Source organism: Azospirillum mesophilum (assembly GCF_053470405.2).
Genome location: NZ_JBPXMQ020000005.1, coordinates 42,437 through 59,449, shown reverse-complemented (window position 1 = coordinate 59,449; position 17,013 = coordinate 42,437). Strand labels below are relative to the sequence as shown.

The following is a 17,013-nucleotide window of genomic DNA, read 5'->3' as shown; positions in this document are numbered from 1 at the left end:
CTACATTGCCGCTCCATGACCGACACGACCACCCAGCCCGCCAAGTACCGGGCGATCCACCTACAGGCCGGCCGCCAGCGGCGCGTCCTGCATGGCCACCCCTGGGTCTATTCCAACGAAGTCCAGATGGACACGGCCGCCAAGTCCATCCCGCCGGGCAGCCCGGTGCGGCTGCTCGATCCCGGGGGCACGCCGCTGGGCATCGCCACCTTCAACCCGCACACGCTGATCGCCGCGCGCCTGCTGTCCAGCGACCCGGCGACGGTGGTGGACCACGCCTTCCTCGCCGGCCGGCTTCGCCGTGCGGTGGAGATGCGCGAAATGCTGTTCGATCGCCCCTATTACCGGGTGGTGCACGCCGAGGCCGACGGGCTTCCGGGCCTGATCGTGGACCGCTACGGTGACGTGGTGACGGTGCAGGCCAACAGCGTCTTCATGGACCAGCGCATCGACGCCATCCTGGCGGCGCTGGACGAGGTGCTGGCCCCGCGCGCGGTCATCCTGCGCAACGACAGCACCCAGCGCGCGCTGGAAGGGCTGCCGGAGGAGACGCGGCTGGTGAAGGGCGAGATTTCCGGCCCGATCCGGCTGGAGGAGAACGGGGCCACCTTCTTCGCCGATCCGCTGGGCGGGCAGAAGACCGGCTGGTTCTACGACCAGCGCGACAACCGCGCCTTCATCGCCAAGCTGGCGAAGGGCGCGCGGGCCATCGACTTCTTCAGCTACAACGGCGGCTTCGGCGTGCTGTGCGCGGTGGCGGGTGCCGCCTCGGTGGTGTCGGTGGACCGCTCGCAGGGGGCGCTCGACAACGCCACCCGCGCGGCGGAGGCCAACGGCGTGGCCGACCGGTTCGAGGCGCGCCGCGCCGACGCCTTCAACGAGCTGGAGCGGCTGAACGCCGCCGGCGAGCGGTTCGAGGTGGTGATCGCCGACCCGCCGGCCTTCGTGAAGTCCAAGAAGGACCTCGCCGTCGGCTGCCGCGCCTACCGCAAGATGACCCGTCTGGCCGCCAAGATCACGGCGCCCGGCGGCTATCTGCTGTGCGCGTCCTGCAGCCACAACGTGGACACGCCGACCTTCGCCGAGCAGGTCGCGCGCGGCCTGACCGACGCCGGCCGCACGGGGCGCATCCTGCGCAGCGCCGGGGCGGGGCCGGACCATCCGGTGCACCCGCACCTGCCCGAATCGGCCTACCTGAAGGCCATCGTGATGCAGCTCGACTAACGGCCGAAGACTCCAACCACCTCGACGTGGGCGGACCACAGGAACTGGTCGACGGGGTAAACGCGCTTCAACGCGTAGCCCCCGTCGGCCAGGATGCGGGCGTCGCGGGCGAAGGTGGCGGGGTTGCAGGACACCGCCACGACCAGTGGCACCTTGCTGGCCGCCAGCGCCTGGGCCTGGGCCGACGCCCCGGCGCGCGGCGGGTCGAAGACCACCGCGTCGAAGCGGGCCAGCTCCTTCGCGGTCAGCGGATTCTCGAACAGGTCGCGCCGCTCCGTGGTCAGGCGCAGGGCGCCGGACGCCTTGTTCAGCGCGGCCAGCGCCGCCGCGTCGCTCTCCACCGCATGGACCGCCGCGCGCTGCGCCAGCGGGACCGAGAAGGTGCCGAGCCCGGCGAACAGGTCGGCCACGCGCCTGGCCTCCCCGATGTTGTCCGTGACGGCCGCGACCAGGGCGGCTTCGCCCTCCGCACTCGCCTGCAGGAAGGCGCCGGGCGGCGGCGTGACCGGCACACCGGCGAAGCGCACGGCCACCGGGCGGCGGTGGGCGATGGGCTCCGGTGCGCCGCGATCGTCGGGCTGCCAGGAAATGCGGGCGACGCTCCCCTCATCAAACGCCACCAAACGCTCCCGCGCCGCGCGGTCGAGGCTGCGCGGGCCGACCAGCACGAGGTCGATGCCGCCCTCCAGGTCGGTCGCGATGACGTCGCAGTCCCCGCCCTCCGGCAGGATGGCGAGGAGCAGGCCACGCAGGGGCTCGACCAGGGCGGTCAGGCGCGGGACGAGCACCGGGCATTCCGCCAGATCGACCAGCCGGTGGCTCAGCCGCTCGTTGAAGCCGAACCAGACGCGCTTGCCCCGCTTCAGCGCGGCGAAGCGGGCGCGGCGGCGGGCCGCCGGGGGCGTGCGGGAAAGCGGCTCCATAGGAGCTTCCAGGCCGACACGGGCCAGCGCGCCCCGCACCAGCCCGACCTTCCAGGCGGCGTAGCCCTCGTCGGTCATGTGCTGGAGCGTGCAGCCGCCGCAGGTGCCGAAATGGCCGCAGGGGGCGGTGCCCCGGCCGGGGCCGGGCTCCAGAATCTCCAGCAGGTCGGCGCGCAGCCCGTCGCCCTTCGCGGCGTTGGCGGCTTCCTTCAGGCGGACGCGCACGCGGTCGCCGGGGACGGTCAGGGGGACGAAGACCTTGGCGCCGTCGAGGCTGGCGATGCCGTCGCCGCGCGCGCCGACCTCGGACACGGTCAACTCGGCGATGCGGGGCTCTGCGGAAGGCTGCGGGCGGCGTTTGGGGGCGGGTCGTTTCACGCGGTCACTCTCAAGACGGCCATCATGCCGGTCTCCTGATGCTCCAGAATGTGGCAGTGGAGCATCCAGTCGCCGGCCTGTTCGGCCACAAAGGCGATCTCGGCCGATTCCTCGGGGCCGAGCAGGACGGTGTCGCGCCATTCGCGGTGTTCGGTCGGGCGACCGTTGCGCTTCAGGACGCGGAAGGGGAAGCCGTGCAGGTGCATGGGATGCCACCAGCCGGATTCGTTGACGAAGGTCGTCACCAGCGTTTGGCCGCGTTTGGCGGTGATGAGCGGCGTCAGCTCGTGGTGATCCATGGGCGCAGCGCCGTTCAGCGACCAGAAGGGGCCGCGCGGCCCGGCGTTCTTCGGCATGTTGCCGTGCATGCCGCCGTCCAGCACCACGTCCTGGCGGACGGCTTTGGCGAGGTCTGGTTCCGGCAGAGGGTTCGGCGGCAGGGCCATGGGCGCGTCCAGGGGCGACTCGCGCACCGGCTTGTCCGCGCTGTAGGCCAGCCGGGTCAGCCGGTAGGCCATGCGCGGGTAGAAGCCGTCCACCACGTCGAACCCCTCCCCCGGCTTGCCGGCCATGTCGAGCACGAGGTCGGCGCGCTGGCCCGGCGCCAGCACCACCTTGCCCTCCGGCAGCGCGTGCGGGGCGACGGGCTGGCCGTCCAGCGCGATCACCTGGGGGCCGTGGCCCTGGAACTCCAGCGCGAAGACGCGGGCGTTGGCTGCATTGACGAGGCGCAGGCGGACGCGCTCCCCGGCGCGGACGGGCACCTCGTCCGGGATGGTGCCGTTGATGGTCACGGTGTTGCCGATGCGGCCGGCGTGGGTGCCGTCCATGGGATGGCCGAAGCCGCCGGCCAGCTCCGCCTCCTTGGTCAGGCGCCAGTCGTTGAGAACCCACAGAAGCTCCCGATCCACGCGGATGGGCTCAGCCTCCTCCACGATGAAGGCGCCGGCCAGCCCGTGGGCGACCTGCACCCCGCTGTTGGCGTGGGGGTGGTACCAGAAGGTGCCGGCGTCCCGCAGAGGAAGTTCGTAGGCGAATCGCCCGCCCGGCGGCACCACCGTTTGCGAGAGGTGGGGCACGCCGTCCATGCCGTTGGGGACGCGCAGGCCGTGCCAGTGGATGGTCGTCGGCTCCGGCAGGGTGTTGGCGAAAGCGATCCGGGCGGTGTCGCCCTGGCGGAAGCGCAGCGCCGGCCCCGGAACGCGGCCGTTGTAGGCCCAGACCAGCGTGTCCGGATAGCCCTTGCCCACGAGGTTCACGCGGGCGGGTCCGGCGGTCAGGTCGATGGGCTTCCCCTCCCCCGCCCCCTCGCCCGCCAGAGGCACGCGCGGCAGCAGGGCCGCGCCGCCGAGGGCGGCGGCGCCGGTCAGGAGCGTGCGGCGGGTCAGGTTCAGGGACACGGGACGGCGCCTTCTTTATTGGAAGCGGGCCAGCATGCCGCGCAGCGCGTCCGGCACGGGGGTGGGGCGGTGGGCGGCCTTGTCCACGATGACACAGACGGCCTCCTGCGTGGCGATGCAGCGGTCGCCCTCGAAGATCGCGGCCCCCAGCACCACCGACGTGTTGCCGACCTTCAGCACCCGCACGCCGACGCGGGCGGTGGCGGGGTACAAAAGCTCCGCCTTGTAGTCGATCACGCTGCGGGCCAGCACGACGGTCCAGGCGTCGCTGTCGCGGAAGCCGCCGCCGTCGTGGATCAGGGCGACGCGGGCCTGCTCGAAATAGACCCCGATGGCGTTGTTGTTGACGTGGCCGAGGGCATCGAGGTCGGCGAAGCGCACGCGCTCCTCGATCCAGTAGCGGTAACCATCGGGGCTGGTCAGGTCGGTCATGGTGGCCTGTCGGGTGGAGTAAGTCTGGCCGAATGTGGCGGGTACAGCCGGCCGGAGCAAGCCCGGGCATGGCCGTCATTCGCCCGACCGGCCCCGGATCGGGCGGATTTGCCGCGCCAAGCCGCCCGGACGGGTGTTATAGGAGTCTGACCAACACCCGCAACGGATCAGACGATGAGCAAGGATTCCACCAACAGCACGGCCGAGGCCATGTTCGAGAAGGCCCTGTCGATCGCCGAAAAGCACCTGGACGCGGCGATCAAGGAAGGTGGCCCGCTCGGCCCCTACATCGCCGTTGCCATGATCGAGGCCGCCGTGAACACCGCCGTGGACGAGACCAGCCACGAGGACGTGATCGACATGCTGCGCGACCTCGCCTCGCAGATCGAAGCGGACGCCGACGAGGAAGAGTAATCCCGGCTCGTCATCCCGCGGGCTCTTGCCGCCGGCGCGCCTCGCGCCGGCGCAGGATCTCGTAGGTGACGGCGCCGAGGATGGTCAGCGCGATCAGGATCAGCGACAGGGCGTTGACCGCGGGCGTCAGGCCGGTCCGGACCTTGGACGCGATGTAGATCGTCAGCGTGGTGTCCAGCCCGCGGACGAACAGGGTCGTGTTGTAGTTTTCGAAGCTCTGCAGGAAGGCCAGGAAGGCCGCCGACAGGATGGCCGGCGTCAGGTACGGCAGCGTGATCCGCCGGAACACCTGCCCGTGCGTGGCGCCGAGGTCCAGCGCCGCCTCCTCCAGCGTCGCGTCGAATCGCTGAAGACGGGCCAGGAACAGCAGCATGGCGTAGGCGGCGATGAAGCTGGACTGCGCCACGATGGTCAGGAACAGGCCGCCCGTCACCCCGAACCACTGCCGCCAGAAGACCAGCGTCGAGATGCCGACGATCACCCCCGGCGTCAGCAGCGGCGACACCATCAAAGCGTAGAGGAAGGTCCGCGCCCGGCTGTGCAGCCGGTCGAGCAGCAGGGCCGCCGCCAGCCCCAGCGGCACCGCCACCACGATCACCCCCGCCCCGACGAGCAGGCTGGTCCCCAGCGCCTGCCACATCCGCTGGTCGGCCCACAGGGCGGAGAACCAGCTCAGCGTGAAGCCCATCCACGGGGTGACGGTCGGGAAGCGGCTGCTGTTGAAGGTCGCCGCCGCCATGACCCCCAGCGGCAGGAACAGGTAGCCGAAGAACAGGACGAGGTAGGCGCCCGTGGCCCAACGGCGGAAGCTTGCGGCCGTCATTTGGCGATATCCGTAAGGCCGACGCGGAACAGGCGCATCATCAGCAGGATGAAGCCGATGCACAGGACCAGCAGGATGAAGGCGTAGGCCGCACCCTGGTTCCAGTTCCCGCCCTCGAAGAACCAGTTGTAGATAACCTCGGTGAACCAGCGGCTCTGCGGCCCGCCGAGCAGCGCCGGCACGGCGTAGCTGCCCGCTGCCAGCATGAAGGTCATGATGCAGCCGACCGCGATGCCCGGCTTGGCGTGCGGGATCACGACGCGGCGGTGGATGCGCACCCAGCCGGCGCCCAGGTCGCGCGCGGCCTCGATCTGGTTGCGGTCCAGCGATTCCATGGCGTTCATGATCGGGAACACCATGAACAGGATGTAGACGTACACCATCCCCACGATCACCCCGGCGTCGCCGCCCAGCAGCCGTTGCGGCTCGCCGACGATGCCCAGCTTGACCAGCAGGACGTTCAGCGGCCCGTTGAAAGCCAGGATGATGTACCAGGCGAAGGTGCGCAGAAGCTCGTTGATCCAAAAGGGGATGACCAGCATCAGCACCAGCGTCGGCACCCGCCGCCGCGGCGCCACCTGCGCCATATAGAAGGCGACGGGGTAGCAGACGACCAGCGTGACGAAGGTCACGAGGCTGCTGGCCCAGATCGTCTTCAGGAAGATCGCGAGGTGGATCTGGTTGGTCCACAGCGTCGCGTAGTTCTTCACCGTGTAGACGTCCTCCGGCCCGCCGAGCTTGCTTGGGGCCAGCGACGGCCGGAAGGAGAAGTCGACCATCAACAGCTGAGGCAGCACGACCATCAACAGCAGCCACGCCGCCACGGCCAGCAGGATCAGACCGGTCAGGACCGGGCCGTACCGGCGCAGCACCTCGGTCATCGCGGGCAATCAAACGCTGTGCGACTTGGAACGGTGCGCTGTTTCATTCACCACCGGCCGGTCGGAGAGTATAGGATCGAAAGCCTATCATGGCGGTGAGGGCAGCGCAAGCGGGGCCTTGGAGCGCAAAAATAACCACAGCTTTATTGTGTTTTTGCGAAGCGTACGAAGGGTCATAGTGGGCGTATGCGCGTGTGGCGATCGGCAGGGATGATGGCTCGGGTGACGGCGTGGTGCGCCGTGATGAGCCTGCTCGTCCACGCGGTCGTCATGGCGACGCATGTGCCGCCCCCGCTGGCGGCGGCGCTGGCGCAGGCGGCGCGGACCGTGGTCGACGACGCGCCCTGCCAAAAGCATGTGGGCCACAAGCACGCGGGCGCAGCATCCGTCCAGCACGACCGGAGCGGCAAGGACGCGCCCCCGGCCGGTACGCCGGGACATGTCACCTATTGCCCGATCTGCCTGTCGCTGAACGGCGGCACCCTGCTGGGGCCGGCGTCCGCCCCGGTGCTCCGGCCTCCGATGGCGGTGGCGCAGGCCATGCCACCGCCGCCCGATGCGTTCCACCTCCCCGAGCGGCCCGCCCGCCCCTTCGCCGCGCGGGCGCCTCCGGTGCCGGTCTGATTCCCTCGTCCCCAGACCATCCCACACCGGAGTTTTTTCATGATCCGTGCATTCCGCGGCGCCCTGCTGGCCGCCACCGTGCTGGCGTGCCTGCCCGCCGCCTCTGCCCTCGCCCACACCACACTGGAGGTCAAGCAGGCCCCGGCGGGCAGTGCCTACAAGGCCGTGCTGCGCGTCGGCCATGGCTGCAAGGGCTCCCCGACCACCGCGTTGCGCGTCCGCATGCCCGAGGGGGTGAGCGCCGTGACGCCGGTCCCGAAGGAGGGCTGGACGCTTGCGACGAAGGGCGGCGAGACACCCGGCGCGGGCATCACCGAGATCGCCTGGACCGGCGGCAAGCTGCCCGACGGCCAGCGCGAGGGCTTCGCCTTCGACGTTACCCTGCCGAACCGTTCGGCGGGGACGGTGGTCTATTTCCCCGTGGTGCAGGAATGCGAGAAAGGCGTGCACCGTTGGATCGAGATCCCCGAACCCGGCAAGCACGCCGCCCATGAGCATGAGCACGAGGGCGCCGAACCGGCCCCCGGTGTGACGCTGACCGCCAAGCCCTAAAGCGCCGGGAGGAACGGCCGCATGCGCCGACGGATCGTTGGATGGGTGATGGCGTTGCTGGTGCTGACCATGGCTCCGGCGGCGTGGGCGCATGCGGCTCTGGTCGAGTCGGTCCCGGCGGACGGGGCGCGCCTGGACCGCCCGCCGCCCGAGTTGACCCTGCGCTTCAACGAGCCGGTCAGCCCGGTGTCGGTGCGGGTGCTCGGCCCCGACGGGACGGAGGTCGCCCTGCCCGCCCCACCCAAGGCGGAGGGGGAACGGCTGCGCGTCGCCCTGCCCGGCGGGCTGCCGGCGGGGACGCATGTGGTCAGCTACCGCGTCACCTCGGAAGACGGGCACCCGGTGGCCGGATCGGTGCTGTTCGGCATCGGCGCGGAGCCCGACCGCAGCGCCGCCCACGCCGAGGAGGCCCGCCAGTCCACGCTGCTGGCGGCCACGCTGGTGCGGGCGCTGCATTACGGCAGCCTGTTGGGCGTTGCCGGCGGCGGGCTGTTCCTGCTGCTGGTGCTGGGTCCATGGAGCCCGGTGAACCGGCGCCTGAAACCCGGCCTGTGCCTGGGCATCGGGGGCGCCGCGCTGCTGGTGGTGGCGAACGTGGCACTGACGGGGGCCGTGCTGGAGGGGGCGCCCCTGACGGCCGTGTTCGGGGAGTCGGCGTGGAAGACCGCGGTGGCGAGTTCGGCCGGGGGGAGCGCCGTCCTGGCCCTTCTGTCCCTGATCGCCGTCGCGCTGGCGCTGGTGCTGGAGGAGCGCGGGCGGGGTGGGGTGCTGTTGCTGCTCCTCGGAGCGGGGTTGGCGTCCATGGCGCTGGCCGCGACGGGGCACGCCGCGACGGCGGAACCGCGCTGGCTGAGCACCCCGCTGGTGCTGCTGCACACGCTGACCGTGGCCTTCTGGATCGGCGCCTTCTGCCCCCTCGTCGTGGTGCTGCGGATCGAGTCGCCCGCCGAGGCGGCGCGGATCGTGCGGCGCTTTTCGGGTCTTGCGATGCTGGCGGTGGGGCTGCTGCTGCTGTCCGGGGCGGGGCTGAGCGTCCTGCAACTGGGCGAGCCGCGCGCCATCCTGGACACGGCCTATGGGCAGGTCTGGCTGGGCAAGATGGTTTGCGCGCTGGTTCTGCTGGCGCTGGCGGCCTTCAACCGGCTGCGGCTGACGCCTATGCTGGAGGATGCCGGGGCGATGGGCGCGGCGCGACTGCGCGGCAGTCTGTTCACCGAGATGGTCACGGCGGGGCTGGCGCTGCTGCTCACCGCCGCGCTGGGCGTGACCCCGCCACCCCGCGCGCGGGTGGAAGCGGGAGTTGCGGCCCCCGCCGGCTTCGCGGCGGCGGTCACGGCGAAGGGGCGGACGGCGATCATCACCCTGACGCCCGCCCGGCCGGGACCGAACCGGGTCGAGGCGCGGATCGCCCAACAGGACGGAACGCCGCTCAACGCGATGGGGGCCTCGGTCAGCCTCGCCCTGCTGTCCGCCGGAATCGAACCGATCGCGCGCGACCTGACGCCTGTGGAGCCGGGTGTCTACGCGGTGGATGGCGTGGAACTGCCCGTGGCCGGCGCGTGGTCGGTGCGGCTGGACGTGCTGGTCAGCGACTTCGAGAAAGCGCCGTTCCGGACAGAGATACCGGTGCGGCGGTGAGCAACGCCCTCCTCGACCGCCTCCGGCTCTCAGCGAATGCCGGAGGCATTCGCCTGACGCCGTCAGCGCAAGCTTCGCTTGCGCGAGAGGCGGGAGAGGGAGGGACCCACCGCGAAGCGGTGGGAGGGTGAGGGCAAGGTCTGCCCGAGAGTGCAGGTGATGCGGGCGCAGGATCTTTGGGAAAACCTTGCCCTCACCCTCCCGCCTTCGGCGGGTCCCTCCCTCTCCCATCGGAGATGGGCGAGGGGGTAAATGGCGCTACTCCGGCAGCACCACCGCGTCTTCGGCGCGAAAGGCGATGCGGGCGGGTTGGCCTGGGGTGAAGGGGAGCTCGTTGCCGAGGTGGGGCACCTGGACGACGATGCCGCCCTCCAGGAAGGCGTTGATGAAGGCGCCTTCAAAGTCGCGGTGGGTCACGTGCGATTCCAGCACGTTGTCCGCTTGCGCACCCGCCGCGACGCGCTCCGGCCGGACGAACAGGGTCGCGCGGTCGCCGGGCCTCAGGCCGCGTGGGTTGCGGCCGGTCAGGCGGCCGAAGGGCGTGTCGAGCGCGGCGCGGTCCGGGCCGGCGTCGGCCACGGTGCCGGCGAAGCGGTTGTTCTCCCCCACGAAGGACGCGACGAAGGCGGTTTCCGGGTGGTCGTAGATGGACCGGCCGTCGCCCACCTGCTCCAGCACGCCTTTGGACATCACGCCGATTCGGTCGGACATGGTCAGGGCCTCGCCCTGGTCGTGGGTGATGTAGATGAAGGTGACGCCGGTGCGCTTTTGCAGGTCGCGCAGTTCCGCCCGCATGTGCTGCCGCAGCTTCAGGTCCAGCGCGGAGAGCGGTTCATCGAGGAGCAGCACGGCGGGCTCCACCGCCAGCGCGCGGGCGATGGCGATGCGCTGGCGCTGGCCGCCGGACAGCTCGGTCACCTTCTTGTCGGCGGCGTCCGGCAGCGCCACGAGGTCGAGGAGCTGCTGGACCCTCTTCCGGCGGTCGGCGGAGGGGATGCCGCGCACCTCCAGCCCGAAGCCGATGTTCTCCGCCACCGTCATCAGCGGGAAGAGGGCGAGGTTCTGGAAGATCAGCGCGGTCGGGCGCTTGTTCGGGCCGATGCCGCGCATGTCGCGCCCGCCGATGCGGATGGCGCCCTCCGTCGGCTCCATGAAGCCGGAGATCATGCGCAGGATCGTCGTCTTCCCACAGCCGGACGGCCCCAGGAAGCTGAAGAACTCCCCGGCGCCGATGGTCAGCGACACGTTGCGGACCGCCGTGACGGCGCCGAACCGCATGGTGACCGAATCGAGCTGGACGTCCTGGCTCATGCAATCCCCTTCCCTCTCCCCCGCACCGGGGGAGAGGGATTATTAGCTCACGCCGCCCCGTTACGCCGCCAGGAAACGGTCCTGGTATTCGTTGCGGATGGAGACGTACCAGGCTTCCTGGATCGGCCACCACCACAGCTTCTTCAGCGCGTCGCCGGGGTATGCGTCGGCGAAGAACTGCTTGTTGAGGTCGCTGAGGTGCGCCTCCGCCCCCACCGCCGTGCTGGCGATGCCGGAGTTGTTGGTGTAGAGCGCGCCGGCCTCCGGCGTGTAGAACCAGTTGATCCAGGCGTAGGCCTGCTCCAGGTTTTCCGCCTTCTTCGGGATGGCGTAGCCTTCCATCCAGGCCAGCGCCCCTTCCTTCGGGGCGATGAAGCGGACGGGCAGCCCTTCCTTGCGCAGCGCGACTGCCGTGCTGTCCCAGGTCTGGCCGATGACGCAGCCGTTGGTGCGGAAGGCGCCCTGGGCCTCGTTCTCGTTGGACCAGAACTGGCCGATGGCCTTCTTGTTCTCGGTCGCAACCTTCAGGATGGCGTCGAAGTTGGCGCGGGCCTTCTTCTCGTCCTTGAACTGCTCGCGGATAGGGTGCGGCAGCTTGCCCTGCCCTTCCAGCCACAGGCCGATGCCGATCAGCGAGGAATGGCCACGCACGGTGGCCTTGCCCGCGTGCTCCGGCTTCCAGATATCGCCGTAGCTGGCGGTGCCGTAGGTCAGCGGGGCCTTGTTCATGTCGTAGGCCAGCGCCTCCGTCCCCCAGTCGGCCGGGGCGAAGTAGCGCTTGCCGTTCACCACGCCGCCCATCCCGGCCGAGCCCTCGACCGAGGAGGCGAGGCAGCCGTCCCATTTCACCTTCGATTCGTCGAGCGGCTGGAGCAGGTCGAACTCCACATAGTTCGGCACGCGGTCCACCGTCGGGTGGATGATGTCGAAGCCGGCGCCGCCCGTGGCCTTCAGCTGGTTCAGAAGCTCGTCGTTGGTGCCGTATTCGGTCAGGGTGGCCTTGATGCCGGTCTTCTTCTCGAAGTCGGCCAGCATGTCCGGGCTGATGTAGCCCGCCCAGGAGAAGACCTTCAGGCTGCCGGACGCCGCATGGCCTTCGCGCAGGATCCACGGGCCGACGGACGCCACGCCCACGGCGGCCGCCGCGCTTTGCAGCAGCACGCGGCGGGTGAAGCTCTTGGCGGCGCGCTGGGTTTCGACGCTGTCCTGATCCCTGGCGGTCATGGTGCCCTCACTCCCGATTTTGTCGTTGCCGGGGAGACCGCGCCGGCCTTCCCCGCTGTGACAACTTTGCCGCGATCGGCGGGACTCGTCCATGGCTCAAGCGGGAGCGTGGGCAAACTTCATCGGGCTGTAACAGCGCCGGACCGCGGAACGGCCTTGGTTCTGGGCTACATGACGTAAAAGCGCGCCTTCACCACCACACCGCCGGTGCCGCAGACCACGGTGCGGTCGCGCCCGCTCTTCTTGGCGAAGTAGAGCGCCTCGTCGGCGCGGGCGAGCAGGTCGGGCACCGAGTCGGTGCCGTCCGTCGGGCAGACGCCGATGCTGACCGTGAAGGCGAAGGGGGCGCCGGTCGCCGTGGTCGCGGTGATGGCGGAGGTGGCGATGCGCAGTTCCTCCGCCTTGGCGATCGCCGATTCGATGTCGAGGGCGGGCAGGACCATGCAGAACTCCTCCCCGCCCATGCGGCCGAGGAAGCCGCCGCGCGGGACGCGGGCGGCGCAGGTCTTGGCGAACAGCTTCAGGGCGAGGTCGCCGTTGGAATGGCCGTAGGTGTCGTTGATCGCCTTGAAATGGTCGATGTCGAACATCGCCACGGCGAAGGGCTCGTCCTTCTCCTTCGACAGGCGGTAGCGCTGCTCCAGCATCTCCATGAAGCGGCGGCGGTTCAGCACGCCGGTCAGATAGTCGGTGTTCAGCATCTCCGACATGACGCGGTGGCTGCGGGTGATGCGCTCGCCGGCCCGCACGCGGGCGCGCAGCATCAGCATGTCCACGGGCTTGGACAGGAACTCGTCCGCGCCGGCGTCGAAGGCCTCGATGCGGCGCTGGATGTCGTCGTCCGCCGTCATCAGGATGCAGAAGGTGCGGTGCTGGTCGTCCTCCGCCCGGACCAGCCAGCACAGCTCCAGCCCATCCATGCGCGGCATTTCCAGGTCGGTGATCAGGACCTGGATGTCTTCGCTGCGGTAAAGCGCCAGCGCCTCCACCCCGTCCTTGGCCAGGAAGACGTGGTAGCCGTTGGACTCCAGATTTTGCCGGAGCATTTCGCGAACAACCTTCGAGTCGTCCACGACGAGGACTTTCGTCTCCATGGTTGCGCGAAACCCCCTCAACACCACCCGCTTCGAATGATGTTTACAGGGATTTTAGATAAACTCATACGCTTTTCGGGGGAGACAAATTGTCCGGCCCGCACCGGATCGGCCCCACCGGATTGGCCTATGACAGGCTCAGCTCTCCAGCATGCGGCGCAGCAGCTCCACGTCCTCCGCGAAGGCGGGGTCGGTGGTGCGCAGCTCCTCGACCTTCTTGACCGCGTGCATGACGGTGGTGTGATCGCGGCCGCCGAACTTGCGCCCGATCTCCGGCAGGGAGCGGGCGGTCAGCTGCTTGGCGAGGTACATGGCGACCTGGCGCGGGCGGGCGACGGCGCGGGCGCGGCGGGCCGAATGCATGTCGGCGACGCGGATGTTGAAATGCTCCGCCACGCGCTTCTGGATCTCGTCGATGGTGACGCGGCGGTCGTTGGCGCGCAGCAGGTCGTGCAGCACCTCCTGCGTCGATTCCAGCGAGATGGCGCGGCCGACCAGCTCGGCATGCGCGACGATGCGGTTCAGCGCCCCTTCCAGCTCGCGCACGTTGGAGGTGATCTTGTGGGCCAGGAACTCCAGCACCTTCAGCGGGATGGCCGCGTTCAGCGCGTCCGCCTTGGCCTGGAGGATGCCCAGCCGCAGCTCGTAGGTGGTCGGGTGGATGTCCGCGACGAGGCCCCAGCCAAGGCGGGAGCGCAGCCGCTCCTCCATGCCTTCCAGGTCCGACGGGCTCTTGTCGGCGGAGATGATGACCTGCCGGTTCTGGTCGACCAGCGCGTTGAAGGTGTGGAAGAACTCCTCCTGCGTGGAGTCCTTGCCGCTGATGAACTGCACGTCGTCGATCATCAGCACGTCCACCGAGCGGAACTGCTGCTTGAAGGCCATCGTGTCCTTGAAGCGCAACGCCCGGATGAACTGGTACATGAACTTTTCCGCCGACAGGTAGATCACCTTGCGGTTCGGATCGTTCTTGCGGATCTGCCACGCGATGGCGTGCATCAGGTGCGTCTTGCCCAGCCCCACCCCGCCGTACAGGAACAGCGGGTTGAAGGTGACGGCGGTGGCGTCGGCGACCCGGCGGGCGGCGGCGTGCGCCAGCTCGTTCGGCTTGCCCACCACGAAGTTCTCGAAGGTGAAGCGCGGGTCGAGCGGGGCGGAGATGTCGGTGCGGTCCTCCAGCACCGAGGCGACCGCCGTCGGCGACTCGTCCGACGCGAAGGCCGGCGGGGCCGCGGAGTAAGAGCCGCTGGTGTAGGAGGTCGGCTGGGCCAGCGCCGCGGCGCGGGGGGCGGAGCCCGTCCCGCCGTCGCGGCCGGCGGCCGGGTCGCCCGGCTCCTGGTCGTCGTTGTCGGCGGTGAGGATGGCGGGCGCGTTGGCGGCGGCCACCACCACGTCGATGGATTGGACGTCCGGGTTTTCACCGGCCCACAGGTTGCGGATGCGGTCGGCGTAGTGGGTCAGCACCCAATCGCGCATGAAGCGCGTGGGCACGACGATGCGCACCTCGCCCCCGCGGATGCCGGCGACGGAAAGCGGCTGCAGCCAGCTGCGGTAGGCGATCTCGCCCACCTCGTCCTTGAGGCGGCCCCGGATTCGAGCCCACTGTTGATCCAACGACGCGCCGACCGACATGCTTCCCCTACCCGCTCCTTTCCTCCCGGACGGCCCTGCCCCGGACGACCGAGACCGCCGGGCGAACGGGTTCAGTCCGCCACCGGACCCCCGCTGCCGATCCAAGGTTGAAACCAATGGCCGGGACGTTCACCAGGCTTTTCCTCACGCTTTGCCGCGTGCCCGCTCGCCCGGCCGCCCCCTAACCCCTATCCCTTAAACAAGCCCCACGCTTCAAATAGGCCGCGTTGTCGCGAACCGTTCCTCTCCGGAAGACTCCAACGGTGGATGCCTCCAAACTGGACGACAACATATCCCTTCGGCGAAACGATGGATTTCGCCGTGCTTCCGACAAATTTTAAGAAATTCCGCCCAAGAAATTCCGCTCTCGGATCAGCGGGTCGACTCGAGCCTTCCCAACATCCCGCGGCCTTGAACGTCTCCGTCCTTTAGCAAACGGCGCGCGACATTTGAAGTAACATCGTTGCGCCGCCTCCAATCGAACGAAAGTCTAATCACCCTCTCCATCCGTGGCAATAGGACAGAAAGCGAACGCGGCAAAAAGCACAAATCGTGCGCTGGACAGGCCAGGAATCACCGATTGCTTTTCTACGCCTGCAAACAGACACCATCGCCCACAACAGCCCGCAACGCAAAAAGCCGCGCCCAATGACTTGGTGCGCGGCTTTTTTTGACTCTGAGAAAACTCAGAGAGCGTTGATGCGGGCCGACAGACGCGACAGCTTGCGCGACACCGTGTTCTTGTGCAGAACGCCCTTGGAAGCGCCGCGCATCAGTTCCGGCTGGGCGGCCTTGAAAGCCTCAGCGGCCTCCGCCTTGTTGCCGGACTCGATCGCGGTCTCGACCTTCTTCACGAAGGTGCGGATGCGGCTGACGCGGTTACGGTTGATCTCCGTACGACGCGCGGTTTGACGAATGCGCTTTTCAGCAGACTTATGATTGGCCATGAAAACCCTACTCCGGACGACACGCCTGTCCCAGTGCGAGGGGGCCTTATACGCTCCACCCGAATGAGAGTCAAGGCGCGCACAAACACTGTTTTCGTTGAAATGAAACGAGGCGAGATCTTGATGGTAACCTGCCCCTCCCCCGCTATATGCGGGGGAGGAGGCGGCGGATCTCAGCGATGCTTCCAGTCGGGCTGGCGCTTTTCGGCGAAAGCCGACATGCCTTCCTTCTGGTCTTCGGTGGCGAAGGTGGAATGGAACAGCCGCCGCTCGACCTTGATTCCCTCGTTCAGCGTGGTCTCGTAGGCGGCGTTGACGGCGTCCTTGGCCATCATGACGACCGGGCGGGACAGCTTGGCGATCTTCTCGGCCACGCGCACGGCCTCGTCCACCAGGTCGGCGGCCGGGATGACGCGGCTGACGAGGCCGGAGCGCTCGGCCTCCGCGGCGTCGATCATGCGGCCGGTCAGGACCATCTCCATGGCCTTGGACTTGCCGACGAAGCGGGTCAGGCGCTGCGTGCCGCCGGCGCCGGGGATGGTGCCGATGGTGATTTCCGGCTGGCCGAACTTGGCGTTGTCGCCGGCCAGGATGAAGTCGGCCATCATCGCCAGCTCGCAGCCGCCGCCGAGCGCGAAGCCGGCGACCGCGGCGATGGTCGGCTTGCGGCACTGGGCCAGCCGCTCCCACTTCGCGGTGATGAAGTTGGCCTTGTAGACGTCCATGTAGGAGAAGCCCTGCATCTCCTTGATGTCGGCGCCCGCGGCGAAGGCCTTTTCCGAGCCGGTGACGACGATGGCGCCGATGGCGTCGTCCGCCTCCAACGCGTCGAGCGCCTGGCCCAGCTCGGTCACCAGCTGGTCGGACAGGGCGTTCAGCGCCTTCGGGCGGTTCAGCGTGATCAGCCCGACGGGACCGCGCGTCTCGACGAGAATCGTTTCGTAGGCCATGTGCAGCAAGCTCCCGATATGTTTGGCCCCTCGTCCGGGGGCGTTCTGGTTGGATCGGCGTCTTTTTTCGTGGGCGTTGACAGTCTGTCGACGTCAGCGGGGAATCAGCGAGAAACGCACGGTGGTGACGCCCGCCTTGGCCGCGGCTCCCGCGCCGGCTCCCGTGTCGACGAACTCCAGCCGCAGCTCTTCCCCTTCGCGCTGGAAGCGGGTAGCGGCAACCCTGGTGTCCGTTCCCCTCCCGTCCGGCCCTTTGGCGTCCGGCGAACGCTTCCAGCCGAGCTGCGGCATGGTCTGGTCGTAGAAGGCCAGCACCGCCTTGCGGTCCACCCGGCCGGACATGACGGATTGGGCGATGCGGCCGCCGGGCTTGTCGAAGACCAGCGGTTCCTCCTCCGCGGGGGCGAGGCCCGGCATCACCGGCACGTCCCCCATTCCGGCGACGAAGCGGGTCGATTCGGTCGCCCCTGCGGGCGGCGGATAGCCCACCAGACCCGCGAAGGCGGGGCCGGCGAGGAGAAGGGCGGCGAGCGCCGCCCTGGCGGTGGCCGATGGAGCCGTCATGG

At 69.1% G+C, this 17,013-nt stretch carries 17 protein-coding genes; 5 read left to right on the top strand and 12 right to left on the bottom strand.

Annotation, left to right across the window (positions count from 1 at the left end):
- Window positions 1-15 precede the first annotated feature (15 nt).
- Window positions 16-1,224: a class I SAM-dependent rRNA methyltransferase gene (locus ACSVC7_RS07405; RefSeq protein ID WP_448203694.1), complete on the top strand. Its 1,209-nt coding sequence runs from the start codon at window positions 16-18 to the stop codon at window positions 1,222-1,224.
- On the opposite strand, the gene ACSVC7_RS07400 is transcribed toward ACSVC7_RS07405, so the two are convergent.
- The 3 genes from ACSVC7_RS07400 to ACSVC7_RS07390 are packed head-to-tail and all read right to left on the bottom strand — an operon-like array spanning window position 1,221 to window position 4,357.
- Window positions 1,221-2,525: a class I SAM-dependent RNA methyltransferase gene (locus ACSVC7_RS07400; protein ID WP_448203695.1), complete on the bottom strand. Its 1,305-nt coding sequence runs from the start codon at window positions 2,523-2,525 to the stop codon at window positions 1,221-1,223. The genes ACSVC7_RS07405 and ACSVC7_RS07400 overlap by 4 nt on opposite strands.
- Window positions 2,522-3,925 (bottom strand): multicopper oxidase family protein, encoded by a 1,404-nt coding sequence (locus ACSVC7_RS07395; RefSeq protein ID WP_483508142.1) that lies wholly within the window; start codon window positions 3,923-3,925, stop codon window positions 2,522-2,524. The genes ACSVC7_RS07400 and ACSVC7_RS07395 overlap by 4 nt, the downstream gene beginning before the upstream one ends.
- A gap of 15 nt (window positions 3,926-3,940) precedes the next feature.
- Window positions 3,941-4,357 carry an acyl-CoA thioesterase gene (locus tag ACSVC7_RS07390; protein WP_448203697.1) on the bottom strand — a complete coding sequence of 139 codons (417 nt, stop codon included), beginning with the start codon at window positions 4,355-4,357 and terminating at the stop codon, window positions 3,941-3,943.
- 174 nt (window positions 4,358-4,531) lie between these two features.
- Between ACSVC7_RS07390 and ACSVC7_RS07385 the strand changes: the two genes are divergently transcribed.
- Window positions 4,532-4,771 (top strand): hypothetical protein, encoded by a 240-nt coding sequence (locus ACSVC7_RS07385; RefSeq protein WP_448203698.1) that lies wholly within the window; start codon window positions 4,532-4,534, stop codon window positions 4,769-4,771.
- Window positions 4,772-4,781: 10 nt separating this feature from the next.
- On the opposite strand, the gene ACSVC7_RS07380 is transcribed toward ACSVC7_RS07385, so the two are convergent.
- Both ACSVC7_RS07380 and ACSVC7_RS07375 read right to left on the bottom strand, forming a co-directional pair.
- Window positions 4,782-5,594, bottom strand: coding sequence for an ABC transporter permease (locus tag ACSVC7_RS07380; RefSeq protein WP_448203699.1), 813 nt, complete (start codon window positions 5,592-5,594; stop codon window positions 4,782-4,784).
- Window positions 5,591-6,475 carry an ABC transporter permease gene (locus tag ACSVC7_RS07375; RefSeq protein WP_448203700.1) on the bottom strand — a complete coding sequence of 295 codons (885 nt, stop codon included), beginning with the start codon at window positions 6,473-6,475 and terminating at the stop codon, window positions 5,591-5,593. Before ACSVC7_RS07375 ends, ACSVC7_RS07380 begins: the two co-directional genes overlap by 4 nt.
- A 186-nt stretch (window positions 6,476-6,661) precedes the next feature.
- Between ACSVC7_RS07375 and ACSVC7_RS07370 the strand changes: the two genes are divergently transcribed.
- Genes ACSVC7_RS07370 through ACSVC7_RS07360 form a run of 3 tightly spaced genes read left to right on the top strand, consistent with a single transcriptional unit; the run spans window position 6,662 to window position 9,289 of the window.
- Entirely contained in the window at window positions 6,662-7,099 is a 438-nt protein-coding gene (locus tag ACSVC7_RS07370; RefSeq protein WP_483508140.1) for a DUF2946 family protein, read from the top strand.
- A gap of 39 nt (window positions 7,100-7,138) precedes the next feature.
- Window positions 7,139-7,651: a YcnI family copper-binding membrane protein gene (locus tag ACSVC7_RS07365; RefSeq protein WP_448203701.1), complete on the top strand. Its 513-nt coding sequence runs from the start codon at window positions 7,139-7,141 to the stop codon at window positions 7,649-7,651.
- Window positions 7,652-7,672: 21 nt separating this feature from the next.
- Window positions 7,673-9,289: a copper resistance CopC/CopD family protein gene (locus tag ACSVC7_RS07360; RefSeq protein ID WP_448203702.1), complete on the top strand. Its 1,617-nt coding sequence runs from the start codon at window positions 7,673-7,675 to the stop codon at window positions 9,287-9,289.
- 258 nt (window positions 9,290-9,547) lie between these two features.
- Here the strand turns inward: ACSVC7_RS07360 and ACSVC7_RS07355 are convergent, their stop codons facing one another.
- From ACSVC7_RS07355 to ACSVC7_RS07325, 7 genes are all read right to left on the bottom strand, one after another.
- A complete protein-coding gene (locus tag ACSVC7_RS07355) occupies window positions 9,548-10,600 on the bottom strand; it encodes an ABC transporter ATP-binding protein (RefSeq protein ID WP_448203703.1) in 1,053 nt (350 codons plus the stop codon).
- 60 nt (window positions 10,601-10,660) lie between these two features.
- Entirely contained in the window at window positions 10,661-11,824 is a 1,164-nt protein-coding gene (locus ACSVC7_RS07350) for an extracellular solute-binding protein (protein WP_448203704.1), read from the bottom strand.
- Window positions 11,825-11,991: 167 nt separating this feature from the next.
- Window positions 11,992-12,918, bottom strand: coding sequence for a GGDEF domain-containing response regulator (locus tag ACSVC7_RS07345; RefSeq protein ID WP_448203705.1), 927 nt, complete (start codon window positions 12,916-12,918; stop codon window positions 11,992-11,994).
- 138 nt (window positions 12,919-13,056) lie between these two features.
- Window positions 13,057-14,550 (bottom strand): chromosomal replication initiator protein DnaA, encoded by a 1,494-nt coding sequence (gene dnaA, locus ACSVC7_RS07340; RefSeq protein WP_448203706.1) that lies wholly within the window; start codon window positions 14,548-14,550, stop codon window positions 13,057-13,059.
- 686 nt (window positions 14,551-15,236) lie between these two features.
- Window positions 15,237-15,497, bottom strand: coding sequence for a 30S ribosomal protein S20 (gene rpsT, locus ACSVC7_RS07335; RefSeq protein ID WP_448203707.1), 261 nt, complete (start codon window positions 15,495-15,497; stop codon window positions 15,237-15,239).
- A gap of 173 nt (window positions 15,498-15,670) precedes the next feature.
- Complete coding sequence (locus ACSVC7_RS07330) at window positions 15,671-16,447, bottom strand: enoyl-CoA hydratase (protein WP_448203708.1); 777 nt, start codon at window positions 16,445-16,447, stop codon at window positions 15,671-15,673.
- Between the two features lie 93 nt (window positions 16,448-16,540).
- On the bottom strand, window positions 16,541-17,011 hold the full coding sequence (locus ACSVC7_RS07325) for a hypothetical protein (protein ID WP_448203709.1): 471 nt from the start codon (window positions 17,009-17,011) through the stop codon (window positions 16,541-16,543).
- Window positions 17,012-17,013 lie beyond the last annotated feature (2 nt).

Bases quoted from the DNA above. Each gene is read 5' to 3' on its own strand.
- rpsT (WP_448203707.1), bottom strand. From the start codon at position 15,497: ATGGCCAATCATAAGTCTGCTGAAAAGCGCATTCGTCAAACCGCGCGT.
- ACSVC7_RS07345 (WP_448203705.1), bottom strand. From the start codon at position 12,918: ATGGAGACGAAAGTCCTCGTCGTGGACGACTCGAAGGTTGTTCGCGAA.
- ACSVC7_RS07350 (WP_448203704.1), bottom strand. From the start codon at position 11,824: ATGACCGCCAGGGATCAGGACAGCGTCGAAACCCAGCGCGCCGCCAAG.
- ACSVC7_RS07380 (WP_448203699.1), bottom strand. From the start codon at position 5,594: ATGACGGCCGCAAGCTTCCGCCGTTGGGCCACGGGCGCCTACCTCGTC.
- ACSVC7_RS07390 (WP_448203697.1), bottom strand. From the start codon at position 4,357: ATGACCGACCTGACCAGCCCCGATGGTTACCGCTACTGGATCGAGGAG.
- ACSVC7_RS07405 (WP_448203694.1), top strand. From the start codon at position 16: ATGACCGACACGACCACCCAGCCCGCCAAGTACCGGGCGATCCACCTA.
- ACSVC7_RS07375 (WP_448203700.1), bottom strand. From the start codon at position 6,475: ATGACCGAGGTGCTGCGCCGGTACGGCCCGGTCCTGACCGGTCTGATC.
- ACSVC7_RS07365 (WP_448203701.1), top strand. From the start codon at position 7,139: ATGATCCGTGCATTCCGCGGCGCCCTGCTGGCCGCCACCGTGCTGGCG.
- ACSVC7_RS07370 (WP_483508140.1), top strand. From the start codon at position 6,662: ATGCGCGTGTGGCGATCGGCAGGGATGATGGCTCGGGTGACGGCGTGG.
- ACSVC7_RS07360 (WP_448203702.1), top strand. From the start codon at position 7,673: ATGCGCCGACGGATCGTTGGATGGGTGATGGCGTTGCTGGTGCTGACC.
- ACSVC7_RS07325 (WP_448203709.1), bottom strand. From the start codon at position 17,011: ATGACGGCTCCATCGGCCACCGCCAGGGCGGCGCTCGCCGCCCTTCTC.
- ACSVC7_RS07355 (WP_448203703.1), bottom strand. From the start codon at position 10,600: ATGAGCCAGGACGTCCAGCTCGATTCGGTCACCATGCGGTTCGGCGCC.
- ACSVC7_RS07385 (WP_448203698.1), top strand. From the start codon at position 4,532: ATGAGCAAGGATTCCACCAACAGCACGGCCGAGGCCATGTTCGAGAAG.
- dnaA (WP_448203706.1), bottom strand. From the start codon at position 14,550: ATGTCGGTCGGCGCGTCGTTGGATCAACAGTGGGCTCGAATCCGGGGC.
- ACSVC7_RS07330 (WP_448203708.1), bottom strand. From the start codon at position 16,447: ATGGCCTACGAAACGATTCTCGTCGAGACGCGCGGTCCCGTCGGGCTG.